Below are 15,526 nucleotides of genomic sequence, written 5' to 3'. Positions count from 1 at the left end.
GCACCGCACGCGTACCGATGGCGCAGGGCGTCTTGATATCAAATCCATCCGCGGTGCCGGTGCAGCCACATGCACGGGATCACAATCACACTCATGCCATCGCGCGCAACACCGGCCGCGCGCTCGAGGTGGACTGGGTCGACGAGATCAGGATCAATCTGTCCGCCGCCGAGCGCCGCGTCGCGAGCCTGCCCGGCCGACGCACCGTCAAGAAGGACGCGCAGGCGGCGTGGCTGCTCAAGGCAATCACCTGCATCGATCTGACGACACTCAACGGCGACGATACGACCGAGCGTGTGAAGCGCCTCTGCGCCAAGGCGCGGGCGCCGCTACGGCGCGATCTCCTCGAGGCCGTGGGCTTTGCCGGGCGCACGCTGCACACGGGCGCGATCTGCGTCTATCACCGCTTCGTCGCAACCGCCGTCGAAGCGCTCGAAGGATCCGACATTCCGGTGGCTGCGGTTTCGACCGGTTTTCCTGCGGGCCTCATCCCCCACGATCTCAAGCTCAGGGAGATCGAGGCTTCCGTCAGGGACGGCGCGCAGGAGATCGACATCGTCATCACGCGCGAGCATGTGCTGACCGGCGATTGGCGCGCGCTCTACGATGAAGTGCGGGATTTCCGGGCCGCCTGCGGGGAAGCGCATCTCAAGACGATCCTGGCGACCGGCGATCTCAAGACGCTGCGCAACGTCGCCAAGGCCTCGATGGTCTGTATGATGGCCGGCGCCGACTTCATCAAGACTTCGACCGGCAAGGAAGGCGTCAACGCCACGCTGCCGGTGACGCTGGCGATGCTGCGCATGATCAGGCTCTATGAAGAGCGCACCGGCTTCAAGATCGGCTTCAAGCCAGCCGGTGGAATCTCGACCGCGAAGGACGTGCTCAACTATCAGTTCTTGATGAAGGAGGAGTTGGGGCGCGACTGGCTCGAACCGGATCTATTCCGGATCGGCGCCTCGAGCCTGCTCGCCGATATCGAGCGCCAGCTCGAGCATCACGTCACCGGCCGCTACTCGGCCTTCAACCGCCATCCCGTGGGCTGAGCATGAGCATCGCACATTACTATGAGACCATGGAGTATGGTCCAGCTCCCGAGGCGGACGGCGAGGCGCGCGCCTGGCTGAAGCGGCATGAGGCGACGTTCGCGCATTTCATCGCCGGCAAGTTCGTGAGCCCAGCTTCGGGCAAGCATCTGACGACGATCGAGCCGGCCACCGGCAAGTCACTCGCTAAAATCGCGCAAGGCGTCGCTGCCGATGTCGAGGCTGCCGTCACCGCAGCCCGATCGGCGCAGGCACCGTGGGCGAAGCTCGGTGGTCACGGTCGCGCCCGCCATCTCTACGCGCTGGCGCGTATGCTGCAGCGTCATGCGCGACTGTTCGCGGTGCTGGAAGCGATCGACAATGGCAAGCCGATCAGGGAAACCCGGGATCTCGACGTGCCACTGGCCGCGCGCCATTTCCTGTATCACGCCGGCTGGGCGCAATTGCAGGAGCGCGAATTCGCCGACCACGTTCCGGTCGGTGTGATCGGCCAGATCATCCCCTGGAATTTTCCGCTGCTGATGCTGGCCTGGAAGATCGCGCCCGCGCTGGCGGCTGGCAACACCGTGGTGCTGAAGCCGGCGGAGTTCACCTCGCTCACCGCGCTGCTGTTCGCTGAGCTCGCGGCGGAAGCCGGCTTGCCGCCCGGAGTGCTGAATGTGGTGACCGGCGACGGCGCCACCGGCGCGCTCCTGATCGAAAATCCCGGTGTCGACAAGATCGCCTTCACAGGATCGACCGAGGTCGGCCGATTGATCCGCCAGTCGACCGCAGGCAGCGGCAAGTCGCTGACCCTCGAGCTCGGTGGCAAGTCGCCGTTCATCGTGTTCGACGATGCCGATATCGATGGCGCCGTGGAAGGCGTGGTCGATGCGATCTGGTTCAACCAGGGCCAGGTCTGCTGCGCCGGATCGCGGCTGCTGTTGCAGGAGGGTATCGCCGAGACCTTCCGCAAACGTCTGATCCGCCGCATGGAGACGCTCCGCGTCGGGTCGCCACTCGACAAGGCGATCGACATGGGGGCGGTGGTCGCGCCTGTCCAGCTCGAGCGGATCAAGGCGCTGGTCGAAACAGGTGTGAAGGAGGGGGCCGAGAAGTATCAGGCGTCCGGGGCGATCCCCGCAGAAGGCTGCTTCTATCCGCCGACCTTGCTCTGGAACGTCCATCCGTCCTCGACCGTGGCGATCGAGGAGATCTTTGGGCCCGTGCTGGTCGCAATGACATTCCGCACGCCTGATGAGGCCGTGATGCTCGCCAACAACACGCGCTACGGGCTTGCCGCCAGCGTCTGGAGCGAGACCATTGGCCTCGCGCTCGATATCGCGCCAAAACTTCAAGCCGGCGTGGTCTGGGTCAATGCGACCAATCTATTCGATGCCAGCGTCGGCTTCGGCGGCTATCGCGAGTCCGGCTTCGGCCGCGAGGGCGGGCGGGAAGGTCTCTTCGAATATCTCAAGCCGAAAGCATGGGCCGGCCGCAAAGCGCGAGCCAAGCTGCCGCCACTGCCTGAAGCCGCGACCGAGGGCGCTGGATTCGGCACGCCGTCGATCGACCGAACCGCCAAGCTTTTCGTCGGTGGCAAGCAGGTCCGCCCCGACGGGAATTATTCGCGCAGCGTGTTGTCGCCGAAAGGAAAACACCTTGGCGAGGTCGGCGAGGGCAATCGCAAGGACATCCGCAACGCGGTGGCTGCCGCGCGTACGGCTGAAGCTTGGGCGCGGGCGACGGCGCATAATCGCGCCCAAATCCTCTACTACCTTGCCGAGAATCTGTCAGCGCGCGGCGACGAGTTCGCCCGGCGCATCAGTGATATGACCGGCGTTTCGCCTGCCAAGGCGCGCGCCGAGGTCGAGGCGAGTATCGAGCGGTTGTTCAGCTATGGGGCCTGGGCCGACAAATATGAGGGGACGATCCATGCGCCGCCGCTGCGCGGCGTGGCGCTTGCGATGCACGAGCCGATCGGCGTCGTCGGGGTCGCCTGTCCGGACGAAGCTCCGCTGCTGGGCTTCATCAGCCTGGTGGCCCCGCTGATCGCGATGGGCAACCGCGTCGTCGCAGTGCCGAGCGAGCGGCATCCGCTGGCTGCGACCGATTTCTACCAGGTGCTGGAGACGTCGGACGTGCCGGCCGGCGTCGTCAACATCGTGACGGGCGAGCGCGATGCGCTTGCCAAGGTCCTTGCCGAGCATGACGACGTCGATGCGCTCTGGGTGTTCGGCTCGCAGGAGGCCTCGACTGCGGCGGAGCGGCTCTCGGTCGGCAATCTCAAGCGCACGCTGGTCGACCATGGACTGGCGCTCGATTGGTACGACAGGGCAGCGAGCGAGGGGCCGATCCTGCTCCGCCATGCGGTGCAGGTGAAGAACATCTGGATTCCCTATGGTGACTAGAGACGTCACCTGGCGGTGATATGAATGGGCATCCGGACCATCAGAGTCCGGTCGTTTTTGAAGAAGGGAGGACACAACATGCTCAAGGGCATCAACCCACTGCTCAATGCCGACGTGCTCTATGCCTTGCGCGCAATGGGGCACGGGGATCGCCTCGTCGTGTGCGACACCAATTTCCCGGCGGACTCGATCGCGCGTCAGACCGTGTTCGGCGAGCTGCTGCGCATCGACAATGTCAGCACGGCAAGGGCGATCGAAGCCATTCTCTCGGTGATGCCGCTCGATACGTTCGTGGACGATGCGGCGATGCGCATGGAGATCGTCGGCAAGCCTCAGGAGGTGCCGCCGGTGCAGCACGAGGTGCAGGCCGTGATCGACCGCGCAGAGGGGCGCTCCTGGCCGCTGGTCGGGGTCGAACGCCACGCCTTCTATGAGAAGGCCAAGACGGCCTATTGCGTGATCGCGACCGGCGAGCGGCGCTTCTACGGCTGCTTCATCTTCTCCAAGGGCGTCATCGCGCCGGACGGAGAGTGATGACCATGAGCAAGTCTGGCGTCGCAGTCCTCGGCATCTTCGTCGTCGACCTGGCCTTCCGGGCCGGCAACATGCCGGCGATCGGCGAAACCATCGCAGGCTCGGGATTTGCCATGGGGCCGGGCGGCAAGGGCTCGAACCAGGCCGTCGCCGCGGCGCGCGCGGGCGCGGACGTGACCTTCATCTCCCGGATCGGCAGCGACGCCTTCGGTGATCTTGCCATCAAGACCTGGGAAGCCGAAGGCATCAGGCCGCGCGTCGCCAGGACCAAGGAGGCGCCGACCGGCGCCGCCTTCATCTACGTCCACGAGACGCGTGGCGACAACGCCATCATCGTGGTGAGCGGGGCGGCCGACGGCCTCAGCCCCGATGATGTCGACGCGGCCGCGGAGGCGATCCGCTCTAGCCGCGTCTTCGTGACCCAGCTGGAGCAGCCGGTCGCCGCCGCGCAGCGCGGGCTCGAGATCGCGCGCGCCGCCGGCAGCATCACCGTGTTCAACCCGGCGCCCGCGGGCGTCTTCGACGATGGCCTGTTCGCCTTGTGCGACTACGTCGTCCCCAACGAGACCGAGGCCGAAGCGCTGACCGGGATCGCGGTCGGCGATCTCGCCGGTGCTCGCCGCGCGGGCGAGGCGCTGCTGGCCAAGGGCGCCGGCACCGCGTTGATCACGCTCGGCGAGCGTGGGGCACTGTTTCATGGACGCGATCGCTCGCTGCACGTGCCGCCGTTCGCTGCCGGCAAAGTGGTCGAGACGGCCGGCGCGGGCGATGCCTTCGTCGGCGGCTTTGCGGCAGCGCTCGCGGGCGGCGCCGATCCGCTGGACGCGGCACGCTTCGGCTCGGCGACAGCGGGGATTTCCGTGACGCGCGCCGGCACTGCGCCAGCGATGCCGCGGCGCGCCGAGATCGAAGCCCTGTTGAAGGTTTGATCTACCGATGATGCGGAACGATCCGATCAAGCATGTCTTCATCTGGCCGGCGGTGCTCGTCGTGCTGGCGATTTCGATCTTTCCGCTGATCTATTCCCTCACCACGAGCTTCCTCAGCTATCGCCTGATTCCGCCGATCCCGCCGCGTGTGGTGTGGTTCGGCAATTATGTCACCCTGTTGCAGGAGCCGCGCTTCTGGAACGCGATCCTCACGACGACCTTGATCGCCTTCATCGCGGTCAGCTTGCAATATGTTATCGGCTTTAGCGTTGCGCTCGCGCTGAACGCGCGCGTGCCGGGCGAACGGCTGTTTCGCGTGGCCTTGCTGCTGCCGATGCTGCTGGCTCCGGTTGCCGTCGCGCTTGTGGCCCGCATGATCTTCAATCCGACCATGGGTCCGCTCAACCAGTTTCTCTCCATGTTTGGCCTCGCGAACCTGCCGTTCCTCACCAATGGACATTGGGCGCTCGGCTGCATCATCGCGGTCGAGATCTGGCAGTGGACGCCCTTTGTGGTCCTGATGATGCTGGCCGGCCTGCAAACGCTCCCAGAAGACGTCTATGAGGCTGCCGAACTCGAGAACGCCAGCGCGTGGCAGCAGTTCTGGGGCATCACCTTTCCGATGATGCTGCCGATCTCCGCCGCTGTCGTCTTCATCCGCCTGATCGAGAGCTACAAGATCATGGACACCGTGTTCGTGATGACGGGCGGCGGACCGGGCGTCGACACCGAGACGCTGACCCTGTTCGCCTATCAGGAGGGCTTCAAGAAGTTCAATCTCGGCTACACCTCGGCGCTGAGCTTCCTGTTCCTGATCGCCATCACGATCATCGGCGTGACTTATCTGGCGCTGCTGCGTCCGCATCTGGAGAAGCGCCGATGAGCGGGCAGGGCCTCACCGGACTGTCGACCTGGAGCCGCCGCCTGATCGCAGCAGGCGTTCTCGCCTGGTGCCTGATCACGGCGTTCCCGCTCTATTGGGTGGTGGTCACAGCCTTCAAGACGCCGCCGGGCGTGGTCGGTGGTCCGACCTATATTCCCTTCGTCGATTTCACGCCAACGCTTCAGCCCTTCATCGATCTCTACCAGGGCATCCGCGGTGAATTCTTCCACACCTTCCTGAACTCGACCATCGTCGGGCTGTCCGCGGCAGCGATCGCGACCGCGATCGGGGCGATGGCGGCCTATGCGCTTGTCAGGTTCGAATTCAAGGTGCGATTTGGCGCCGGCCTGATCTTCTTCCTGCTCGCGCTCGGCGGATATCTGCTCTTCAACAACAATCTCGGATTCACCCGCGCGCAGGCGCTGCTGCTCGCGTTTCCGATCGCGCTGGTCGTTGCCATCGTCGCCAACCGCCTGCCGCTGCCGGGTCCGATCCTCGGCAATGAGGACATCCTGTTCTGGTTCGTCAGCCAGCGCATGTTTCCGCCGATTGTCACGGCCTTTGCTCTGTATCTGCTCTACAGCGAAATCGGCCGGCTCGGCTTCCAGCTGATCGACAGCTTTGTCGGCTTGACGCTGTGCTACGTCGCGTTCTCGCTGCCGATCGTGGTCTGGCTGATGCGCGATTTCTTCGAGGCGATCCCGATCGAGGTCGAGGAAGCCGCGATGGTCGACAACGTGCCGAGCTGGCGCATCTTCCTCGGCATCGTGGTGCCGATGTCGATGAACGGGCTGCTGGCGACTTTCATGATCACGCTGGCCTTCGTCTGGAACGAGTTCCTGTTCGCGCTGTTCCTGACCAATTCCAAATGGCAGACGCTGCCGATCCTGGTGGCCGGACAGAACAGCCAGCGCGGCGACGAATGGTGGGCGATCTCGGCCGCGGCGCTCGTCGCCATCGTTCCGATGATGATCATGGCGGGCCTGCTCAGCCGCATGATGCGGTCGGGTCTGCTGCTCGGGGCAATCAAATAGCAAAAACTGATCTAGGGAGGACTGGACGATGTTGCGACGGACGTTTCTGATGCTGACCACCTCGCTCGCCGTGGCTTGCGCTGCGAGCCAGGCGAACGCGGCCTGTAGCCCGGATTATTCCGGCGTCACCTTGACGGTGGCATCGCAGACCGGACCCTATATCGCCTCCGCGCTCAAGCTCGGCGCGGATGAATGGACCAAGAAGACCTGCGGCAAGGTCAATGTCGTCGAGTTTCCGTGGTCGGAGCTTTACCCGAAGATCGTGACGTCGCTGACCGCATCGGACGCGACCTTCGACCTCGTCAGCTTCGCGCCGGCTTGGCTGCCGGACTTCGTGCCCTATCTCAGCGAGATGCCGAAGGCGATGCAGTCAGGCAAGGACTGGGATGATATCGAGCCGGCCTACCGCGAACGGCTGATGGTGTGGGAAGGCAAGATCTATTCGCAGTCGATGGACGGCGACGTCCACACCTACACCTATCGCACCGACCTGTTCAACGATCCCAAGGAGAAGGACGCCTTCAAGGCCAAGTACGGCTACGATCTGGCGCCGCCCAAGACCTGGAAGCAATATCTCGACATCGCCGAGTTCTTCCAACGTCCCGACAAGGGACTTTGGGGCACCGCGGAAGCCTTCCGTCGTGGCGGCCAGCAGTTCTGGTTCTTCTTCAGCCACGCGGCAGCCTACACCAACAACCCGAACTATCCGGGCGCGATGTTCTTCGACCCCGAAACGATGGATGCCCAGATCAACAATCCGGGCTGGGTGAAGGGACTGGAAGAATATATCCGCGCCTCCAAGCTTGGCCCACCCAACGCCTTGAACTTCTCATTCGGTGAGGTCAACGCGGCCGTGGCGGGCGGTCAGGTCGCGGAATCGATCGGTTGGGGCGACACCGGCGTGATCGCGGCCGATCCCAAGCAGTCGAAGATCTCAGGCAAGGTCGGCTCGGCGGTGCTGCCTGGCTCTGACGAGATCTGGAACGCCAAGACCAAGAAGTGGGACAAGTTCCCGGCCGTCCTGCCGGCGCCCTTCATGGCGTTCGGTGGATGGCAGATTGCCGTGCCGAAGGTCGGCAAGAACCAGCAGGCGGCATGGGATTTCATCAAGACGCTGACCAGCCCCGAAGTCTCCGGCCAGGCCGCCATTACCGGCGGCACGGGTGTCAACCCGTACCGCAAGTCGCACACCGCGAATCTGGAGCTGTGGAGCAAGATCTTCTCGCCGCAGGAAGCCAAGCAATATCTCGGCGCGCAGGCCGACTCCATCAACGGCAAGAACGTCGCGCTCGACATGCGTCTGCCCGGCTATTTCTCCTACACCGAGGTGGTGGAGATCGAGCTTGGCAAGGCACTGGCCGGGCAGACCACGCCGCAGGCCGCGCTGGACACGGTCGCAAAGGAATGGAATCGCCTGACTGACGAGTTCGGTCGTGCAAAACAGCTCGCTGCCTATCGCGCGGCGATGGGCCTGCCGCCCAAAAACTAAAGCCGAGAACTAAAGCCAAGAACTAACCTGAGAACTAACCTCCGCTGAGACTTCCCCGGATGACGCGTCAGCGTCATCCGGGTCTTGTTGACCGTCGATCTAAGGGACGGGAAAAGGATTCCATGGCGCGCGTCGAGATCGAGAATGTCAGCAAGGCATACGGGCCCTATGAGATCATCGAGGGGCTTGATCTGAACGTGGCTGACGAGGAGTTCGTCGTGCTCGTCGGCCCGTCGGGCTGCGGCAAGACCACGACGCTGCGCATGATTGCAGGACTGGAGACGGTCACGAGCGGAAGCATCCGCATCGGTGATCGCGATGTGACGCAGCTGCGTCCGGGCCTGCGCAATTGCGCGATGGTGTTTCAGAGCTACGCGCTCTATCCGCATATGACGGTTGGCGAGAATATTGGCTACGGCATGAAGGTGCGCGGCGAGGAGCGCGCCAGCATCGCGAAAGCGGTCCAGGACGTGGCCCGGGTGCTCGACCTCGAGCAATATCTGGACCGTCGTCCCAAGCAGCTCTCCGGCGGGCAGCGGCAGCGTGTCGCGATCGGCCGCGCTATCGTGCGCAGCCCGGACGTGTTCCTGTTCGACGAGCCGCTATCGAACCTCGACGCCAAGCTCCGCATCGAGATGCGGACCGAGATCAAGGCCTTGCACCGTCGTCTCGCCAAGACGATCGTCTATGTCACCCACGACCAGGTCGAAGCCATGACCATGGCCGATCGCGTCGTGGTGATGAATCGCGGCCGGATCGAGCAGGCGGCCGATCCCATCACGATCTATGAAAAGCCCAGCAATCTCTTCGTTGCGGGCTTCATGGGCGCCCCCAGCATGAACTTCATCCATGGCGAAATCGCCGCGCGCGATGGGGCGCTGGTCTTCACCGAGCCGTCGGGGACGGCGTTGAAACTGCCGAAATCCCGCGAGGCGGCCTATGCAGGCAGCGTCGGCAAGCCTGTCGTGCTTGGCGTGCGGCCCGACCATGTGTTGCGGCAAGACGCCCCGGCTGGCTCGTCCGTTCGGATCATGGTGAAGGACGTAGAGCCGCTCGGGCCGCATACGCTCGTGATCGGCACCGTCGGCGCGTTCCCGTTCACGGCGCAGATGCCGGTGGGGGTGGCTGCGGCGCCGGATCATTTCATCGACGTCGCGCTCGATCTGGAGCGGACCCATCTGTTCGACAAGGCGTCGGGGAAAGCAATCACCTGACAACGCGGCTCAGAACCGCTTCGCCATCTCCGCGAGGCGGCGATGCGCGGTCTCGCGGGCGGCGCGGATCGGCTCAGTCGGACCCGCGGTCGGTCCGATCGGCACGAAGCGCACGTCGCTGACACCGATGAAGCGGAGCGCCTCGCGCAAATAGGGCGTAGCCATGTCGATGCGGCCGCGGTTCATGCCGGTGGCAAAGTCGCTGCCGGAGGCGAGGATAACGATGGTCGGACGATCCTTCAGCAATGGAAGATAGCCCTGCGCGGGCTCGAAGCGGAACGTCAGGCCGGGCTGGATGATGATGTCGAACCACTGCTTCAGCTTGTAGGGGATGCCGAAATTCCACATGGGCGTCGAGATCAGAACGCGGTCGGCCAGTGAAAAGCGCAGCGCCATCCGTTCGGCCTCGGCGAAGCTGTCCCGCTGCGCGTCATTGAAGGCCTGCGCCGTCATCCGCGCATATTTGGCCTCGACGATGGGTCCCGCAAATTCCGGCATCCGTTCGCGCCAGAGATCGACGACATCGATGTCCCAATTGGGGCGGGCCTGGCGAAAGCGGTCAAGGAAGACGGCCGCGCCGGCGCTCGACTCGGAATCGGGGCGCGGCGAGCAGGAGAGATGCAGAAGCTTTGCCACCGCTCATCCCAGCGCTCTGATGACGGCATCCGCCCTGGTAACGACGGCAACGTTCTGCATGGCAAAATTGATCGAGGCCGAGTGCCAGTCCGCATTCATGGTCGAACAGCAATCCTCCGGCACGATCATGAAATAGCCCTTGTCGGCGCCGGTGCGCGCGGTGTGCTCGACCGACATGTTGGTCCAGGCACCGGTGTTGATGATCATGTCGCGGCCGGTGGCTTTCAGGATCGTCTCCAGCTTGGTGCCTTCCCAGGCACTCATCCGCATCTTCTCGACCACGTAATCGCCGGGCCGCGGCTCGAGGCCTGACACCGGCGCGGCGCCCCAGCTGCCGCGCACCATCGCCTTGCTGTCGACAAGCCCTTCGAACAGCGGCGCGTTCAGCGTCACGCCGGGCGCTCCTGGCTCGACCACGAACCAGACATGGATGATGGCAACGCCGCGCGCCCGCGCCGTCTCCGCCAGGCGCCGGACGTTCTCGACGACATGCTGCTGCTTGGCATGGCCTGGCGCACCGGAGTCAGCGAAGGCGCCGCCATCCATGATGACGTCGTTCTGGAGATCCTGGATGATCATGGCGCAGCGCTGCGGATCGAGGCGCAGCTCGCCGTCGGCAAGGATCGGCGCCGCAGCTGCAGGACCGGGGCTCGCGGCGCCACCGCTGCTGCGCCTGCCGCTCATATAGGGTTCGTGGCGCGGTCCGGTCCTGGTCGGGATCGCGTAGACCGAATGCGTCGAGGTCAGGTAGAGCGTGCGAAAATCAGGTCCACCCCAGGCGAGGTTGGCGACCAGTTCGGGCACGCGAACCTTGCCGAGCAGCTCGCCCCGCGGCGAATAGACCCAGACGCCGCCGGGCGCGGTGACCCAGACATTGCCGTGCTGATCGCATTTCATGCCGTCGGGCAGGCCAGGCTCGAGCTCCGACTTGATGCCGCTCGCGAACACCCGAGCATTCGACAGCGAACCGTCGCCGCTGACGTCGAACACGCGGATCAGCGCCTGCACGGTGTCGTTGACATAGAGCAGTCTTTCGTCGGGCGAGAAGCAAAGCCCGTTCGGCTGGTCGAACAACGTTCGATCGACCACCAGCTTTGGTTCGCCGCCAGGCATCACACGGTAGACGCCCTGAAAGCCGAGCTGCCGCGGTCGCTCGACGCCGTAGACCGGCATGCGGCCATACCAGGGGTCGGAGAAATAGATCGCGCCCGAGGAGTGCACGCAGACATCGTTGGGACTGTTGAGCTCCTGCCCGCTAAAGTGCGAGGCCAGCACCTCGCGCCGTCCATCCGGCCGTTCACGGATCAGCGACGACGTCGCATGCTCGCAGACGATCAGATTGAGCTCGGCATCGTAGGTCATACCGTTGCATTTGTTCGACGGACGCTTGACCTCGGCGACACCGCGCCGCGAATCCCAGCGCCGGCGCACGTCGCCCGGCATGTCCGAGAACAGCAAATAATGATCGATCGGATGCCAGATCGGTCCTTCCGTGAACTCAAAGCCTGTGCCGACCTGGGCAACGGGTGCGTAAGGATCGATCAGGGTCTCGAATTCAGAACGTAAGGTGACGTGCGTCATCGGTCGGTCCTCACATCGTGCTACGCGGGAAACCAGTTGCGTGCGGGCAGGGACTGCACGATTGGTCCGGGCACCTGATCGTGCAGACGCCCCACGACATTGCCGCCTTCGATCTTGGCGGGGCGGTCGTGCACTGGCAGCAGATAGCGCGAGTTGCTGAGCAGCTTCTTGATTGCGGCCTTCTCCGCACGCTTGCTGGTGCCGTGGTTGCCCGTCGTGCGCGGCTCCCAGTCATGGATTTCGTGGAAGGGCGTGACGATCTGGTCGTTGAAATCGTAGATCACGTCGCCGCAGATGGTGGCGATTCCGTCGGCGGTCTCGACAATGATGTTCATCGAGCCCTCGGTGTGGGCATTGGCGGCATCGCAATAGACGCCGGGCATCAGCTCGATCGGGCCGGTGATCTCCAAGTCGAGAAAGCGGAGCGCACTCTTGGTGTGCAGGCGGTCGATCAAATGCTTGATGTCGGGCGCCGGATATTGCGGATGCATCAGGCCGGAGACTGAATATTCCAGCTCCTTGCGGTTGAGAACGACCGTCGTGTTCATCGGGAACAGATCGTCCTTGCCCGCATGGTCGATGTGCAGATGGGTGTGGCAGACGAAGCGCACGTCGCCCATGCGCACGCCGTGGCGGGCGAGCTGGTTCTCGATCATGTGTTCGTGGTATTGCAGTCCCCGCATGCCCAGCGTCTCCATGATCTGATTGGAGCGATAGCCGGTGTCGACCACGACAGGATATTTGCCGCCGAGGATCAGAAAGCCCAGCGTAAGGACGCGGCGGGTGCGGCCGCAGTCGCGACCGAGCACCAGGAAGCTCGATTCCAGCTCGATATCCCCGTAGTCCAGGATCTTGATCTCCAGCGCCATTCGTTTCCCTCCTCGTGTTCTTTCTTGTCTTTCAAAGCCGATAGACGCGTGTTGCGGTGCCTCGGAAGATCGCATCCCGCTGCTCGGCGCTCAGCGAAGCGGCGGCTGCGCGAAATGCGTCAACAAGCGCGCGATAGCTGGTCCACAATTTCTCGATCGGGAAATTCGAGCCGAACAGGCAGCGCTCGGCGCCGAAGATCGCAACGGTATCCATGACCACCGCGGCGATGTGCGCGGGATCATTGCGGTGGATGAAGGTTCCAAGCCCGGAGAGCTTCGAGACGACATTCGGGCAGGTCGCAAGCCGCGCCATGCCCGCGCGCCAAGCGGCGCGGCCTGCTGGCGAAAGGTCTTCGAGCATGCCGGCATGCTGGAGGATGAAGGTCACCTTGGGGCAGGATTCGGCGAGATGTGCGGCATCCGGCATCTGCGGCGTGAAGACCTGGAGATCAAAACTCCAGCCGTAATCGGCGAGCCGCGCGACGTTGCGGCGGACCACGGGATCGATGCACAGATCGGGCTTGGCCGCGAAACGATAGAGCGGGTTTGCATGCCAGTGCAGCTGCATGCGCACGCCGCGCACCAGGGAATAGCGCTTGAGGCGGTCGAGCTGCGGACGCACGTCGTCCACGGCGAAATTGGCATAGGCGACGATGGCGTGCGGCCAACCGGTCTCGTCGGCGGTCCGCTGCACCCAGGCCGCCTCGTCCTCGAAACGATCGTTGGCCCAGTTGGTCTGGACGTAAACCGAGCGGGTAACGCCGTTGCCCTTGAGATCGTCGAGAAATTCCTCGATCGGATAGTCGCGCCGGATGGCCTCGTAGGCTCCGAAGATGCGAGGTTGCATCGGGCCGACCAGCCAGGGCAGATCGGCCTGCCGCCAGATATGATGATGCCCGTCGATCATCTCAGTCACGCAACTCTCCTTCGTCCCAAGGCGAGGACATGCGCGACGATCGACGCGCTCGATCCGCCGTCGACGAGATCGTCGACGAAGCGCTCGATCGCAACGAGCGCCTCGGTCTGCGGCCGAAAGCCGGGTCCGGACGCCAGCGGCGTCAGCCAGCTCACGCGCCAGGCCCGCTGCGATAGTTTGGCCACCGCATCGCGCAGGGCATCGGGCTCGCCGCGCTCCAGCCCATCGGAGACGACGACCACGGCCGCCCCGCGGGCATAGCCGCCAAAGCGCGGCACCGCGAGGAAGGCTTGCAGCGCATCGCCGATGCGGGTGCCGCCGTCCCAGTCGCTGACGAGATGCGCGGCCGCGCTCAGCGCCTGCTCGCGGCGCTTCACGCGCAGCGCGCGGGTGACACGGGTCAGCCGGGTGCCGAAGGTGAAGACCTCGACATTGGGCGCGGCCTGCACCAGTGCATGCGCCAGCTTCATGTTTTCCTCGGTGCGGCTCTTCATCGAGCCGGAGACGTCGATCAGCAGCAGGAATTTGCGTGGGCGCTGGCGCCGCTTCAGATGCCCGAGCCGCAGGATCTCGCCGTCGCTGCGGACGGAGTCGCGCAAGGTGCGACGGAGGTCGGCAAACGGTCCGCGGCGGGCGCGCATACGACGGTGACCACGTCGCTGCGGCAGGCGCCGTGGTGCCTCGCGGGACAAACGGCGGAGCGCCTCGGTGGTGGACAGCTGCGCGAAGCGGCGCTCGACCAGCGCCTCGGTACGGGTCGCTGTCAGGCCGGACTCGTTGGCGTCGTCGGAGAACAGCGGCTCCTCGTCGCCGCGGCCTTCTTCCTGGAGCCGAACGGTCTCGTCATCCTTGCCGTCATCGGCATGCTCGATTGCCTCACTGCCGCGGAAATGGAGGTCGAATAGCCGGTCAAAGGTCACGCGGCGCTCGGGTGGCGGGGCGAGGGTGGCCAGAGCGGCCTGCCTGATATCCCCGAGGTCGCGCGGGCCCAGCAGTTCGATCGCGGTAAGGAACGCAGTGGTCTGCTCCGGCGCGACAGCAAAACTGTTGGCGCGCAGCAGTGCGACAAAGGAGACGAAGACGCGGGCGGCGCGCGGAAGTTGAAGCTCGGTGCTCATGCCGTGGCCTCCGCGAGCATTGCGTCGAGCCGGGGCGCGATGAAGTGCAGATCCTCCTCGTCCTTGAGCGCCACGCCGATCGAGCGCTTGAAGGCGTCGGGCCAACGCGCACCGCCCTTGTGCAGCAACGTTGCGGCCTCGGCCCAGTCGACAGCTTCGGCGATTCCGGGCGCTTTGCTCAGCGGCTCGCGCCGGAGCTTGCCGACCGCCGCGACGACCGCCCGCGCAGTGGCTTCGGCGACGCTTGAGGCTCGCAGCATCACGATGCGCGCCTCGCGCTCCTCGGTCGGATAGTCGATCCAGTGATAGACACAGCGGCGGCGGAGCGCTTCGTGCAGGTCGCGCGTCCGGTTCGATGTCAGCACCACCACGGGACGCTCGGCGGCGCGCACCGTGCCGCGCTCGGGGATCGAAATCTGGAAGTCAGAGAGGAATTCGAGCAGAAACGCCTCGAACTCCTGGTCGGCGCGGTCGATTTCGTCGATCAGGAGCACCGTGGAATCAGGCGCACGCAGTGTCGCCAGCATGGGCCGCTCGATCAGGAACGTCTCGCCATAGATGTCGATGCTCTCATCGCCGGCCTGGCGGATCGCGAGCATCTGACGAGGGTAATTCCATTCGTAGAGCGCCGCGGAGGCGTCGATGCCCTCATAGCATTGCAGGCGGATCAGCCGGCGGCCGAGCACGGCGGCAATGGCCTTTGCCGCTTCGGTCTTGCCGACACCCGGCGCACCCTCCAGCAGCAGCGGCTTACCGAGCGCGAGGCCGAGATAGGCCGCGGTCGCAAGGCCTTCGTCGGCGAGGTAATAGGCCGCGCGCAGCGCCTTCTCCAGCGCCTCCGGGCTGTCGATGCCGACGATGTTGCTGCGGACCGCCATGAACCAAAA

At 64.6% G+C, this 15,526-nt stretch carries 14 protein-coding genes; 8 read left to right on the top strand and 6 right to left on the bottom strand.

Going from position 1 to position 15,526, the window contains the following annotated elements; all coding sequences use genetic code 11:
- Positions 1–32: 32 nt before the first annotated feature.
- The 8 genes from deoC to L6639_RS03920 all read left to right on the top strand — a co-directional run bounded on the left by deoC (position 33) and on the right by L6639_RS03920 (position 9,519).
- The gene (deoC, locus tag L6639_RS03955) at positions 33–1,046 is read left to right on the top strand and encodes a deoxyribose-phosphate aldolase (RefSeq protein ID WP_249798036.1); all 1,014 of its coding nucleotides are present in this window, start codon (positions 33–35) and stop codon (positions 1,044–1,046) included.
- Between the two features lie 2 nt (positions 1,047–1,048).
- Positions 1,049–3,436, top strand: coding sequence for an aldehyde dehydrogenase family protein (locus tag L6639_RS03950; RefSeq protein ID WP_237859048.1), 2,388 nt, complete (start codon positions 1,049–1,051; stop codon positions 3,434–3,436).
- Between the two features lie 78 nt (positions 3,437–3,514).
- Positions 3,515–3,970 carry an RbsD/FucU family protein gene (locus L6639_RS03945; RefSeq protein ID WP_237859047.1) on the top strand — a complete coding sequence of 152 codons (456 nt, stop codon included), beginning with the start codon at positions 3,515–3,517 and terminating at the stop codon, positions 3,968–3,970.
- A gap of 5 nt (positions 3,971–3,975) precedes the next feature.
- Positions 3,976–4,899 (top strand): ribokinase, encoded by a 924-nt coding sequence (gene rbsK / locus L6639_RS03940; RefSeq protein WP_237859046.1) that lies wholly within the window; start codon positions 3,976–3,978, stop codon positions 4,897–4,899.
- Between the two features lie 7 nt (positions 4,900–4,906).
- The gene (locus tag L6639_RS03935) at positions 4,907–5,782 is read left to right on the top strand and encodes a carbohydrate ABC transporter permease (protein ID WP_237859045.1); all 876 of its coding nucleotides are present in this window, start codon (positions 4,907–4,909) and stop codon (positions 5,780–5,782) included.
- Positions 5,779–6,816 (top strand): carbohydrate ABC transporter permease, encoded by a 1,038-nt coding sequence (locus L6639_RS03930; protein WP_237859044.1) that lies wholly within the window; start codon positions 5,779–5,781, stop codon positions 6,814–6,816. Before L6639_RS03935 ends, L6639_RS03930 begins: the two co-directional genes overlap by 4 nt.
- Before the next feature lie 49 nt (positions 6,817–6,865).
- Entirely contained in the window at positions 6,866–8,305 is a 1,440-nt protein-coding gene (locus L6639_RS03925; RefSeq protein ID WP_237859438.1) for an extracellular solute-binding protein, read from the top strand.
- 122 nt (positions 8,306–8,427) lie between these two features.
- Entirely contained in the window at positions 8,428–9,519 is a 1,092-nt protein-coding gene (locus L6639_RS03920; protein WP_237859043.1) for an ABC transporter ATP-binding protein, read from the top strand.
- A gap of 9 nt (positions 9,520–9,528) precedes the next feature.
- On the opposite strand, the gene L6639_RS03915 is transcribed toward L6639_RS03920, so the two are convergent.
- The 6 genes from L6639_RS03915 to L6639_RS03890 are packed head-to-tail and all read right to left on the bottom strand — an operon-like array spanning position 9,529 to position 15,517.
- Positions 9,529–10,155 carry an FMN-dependent NADH-azoreductase gene (locus L6639_RS03915; protein ID WP_237859042.1) on the bottom strand — a complete coding sequence of 209 codons (627 nt, stop codon included), beginning with the start codon at positions 10,153–10,155 and terminating at the stop codon, positions 9,529–9,531.
- Positions 10,156–10,158: 3 nt separating this feature from the next.
- Complete coding sequence (locus L6639_RS03910; RefSeq protein WP_237859041.1) at positions 10,159–11,736, bottom strand: isochorismatase family protein; 1,578 nt, start codon at positions 11,734–11,736, stop codon at positions 10,159–10,161.
- A gap of 20 nt (positions 11,737–11,756) precedes the next feature.
- Complete coding sequence (locus L6639_RS03905) at positions 11,757–12,605, bottom strand: MBL fold metallo-hydrolase (protein WP_057758792.1); 849 nt, start codon at positions 12,603–12,605, stop codon at positions 11,757–11,759.
- 31 nt (positions 12,606–12,636) lie between these two features.
- Complete coding sequence (locus L6639_RS03900; protein WP_237859038.1) at positions 12,637–13,521, bottom strand: amidohydrolase family protein; 885 nt, start codon at positions 13,519–13,521, stop codon at positions 12,637–12,639.
- Complete coding sequence (locus L6639_RS03895; RefSeq protein WP_237859037.1) at positions 13,518–14,639, bottom strand: vWA domain-containing protein; 1,122 nt, start codon at positions 14,637–14,639, stop codon at positions 13,518–13,520. The genes L6639_RS03900 and L6639_RS03895 overlap by 4 nt, the downstream gene beginning before the upstream one ends.
- Entirely contained in the window at positions 14,636–15,517 is an 882-nt protein-coding gene (locus tag L6639_RS03890) for an AAA family ATPase (RefSeq protein WP_237859036.1), read from the bottom strand. Before L6639_RS03890 ends, L6639_RS03895 begins: the two co-directional genes overlap by 4 nt.
- Between the last annotated feature and the right edge of the window lie 9 nt (positions 15,518–15,526).

The sequence above is a fragment of the Bradyrhizobium zhengyangense genome, assembly GCF_022012555.1.
Classification (GTDB): domain Bacteria; phylum Pseudomonadota; class Alphaproteobacteria; order Rhizobiales; family Xanthobacteraceae; genus Bradyrhizobium; species Bradyrhizobium zhengyangense.
Note: the sequence above shows the minus strand (reverse complement) of the source record. Positions and strands in the feature narration are given on the sequence as shown.

Excerpts from the sequence above, each read along its gene's own strand:
- L6639_RS03950 (WP_237859048.1), top strand. The coding sequence starts at position 1,049 with ATGAGCATCGCACATTACTATGAGACCATGGAGTATGGTCCAGCTCCC.
- L6639_RS03945 (WP_237859047.1), top strand. The coding sequence starts at position 3,515 with ATGCTCAAGGGCATCAACCCACTGCTCAATGCCGACGTGCTCTATGCC.
- rbsK (WP_237859046.1), top strand. The coding sequence starts at position 3,976 with ATGAGCAAGTCTGGCGTCGCAGTCCTCGGCATCTTCGTCGTCGACCTG.
- L6639_RS03935 (WP_237859045.1), top strand. The coding sequence starts at position 4,907 with ATGATGCGGAACGATCCGATCAAGCATGTCTTCATCTGGCCGGCGGTG.
- L6639_RS03930 (WP_237859044.1), top strand. The coding sequence starts at position 5,779 with ATGAGCGGGCAGGGCCTCACCGGACTGTCGACCTGGAGCCGCCGCCTG.
- L6639_RS03925 (WP_237859438.1), top strand. The coding sequence starts at position 6,866 with ATGCTGACCACCTCGCTCGCCGTGGCTTGCGCTGCGAGCCAGGCGAAC.
- L6639_RS03920 (WP_237859043.1), top strand. The coding sequence starts at position 8,428 with ATGGCGCGCGTCGAGATCGAGAATGTCAGCAAGGCATACGGGCCCTAT.
- L6639_RS03910 (WP_237859041.1), bottom strand. The coding sequence starts at position 11,736 with ATGACGCACGTCACCTTACGTTCTGAATTCGAGACCCTGATCGATCCT.
- L6639_RS03905 (WP_057758792.1), bottom strand. The coding sequence starts at position 12,605 with ATGGCGCTGGAGATCAAGATCCTGGACTACGGGGATATCGAGCTGGAA.
- L6639_RS03895 (WP_237859037.1), bottom strand. The coding sequence starts at position 14,639 with ATGAGCACCGAGCTTCAACTTCCGCGCGCCGCCCGCGTCTTCGTCTCC.
- L6639_RS03890 (WP_237859036.1), bottom strand. The coding sequence starts at position 15,517 with ATGGCGGTCCGCAGCAACATCGTCGGCATCGACAGCCCGGAGGCGCTG.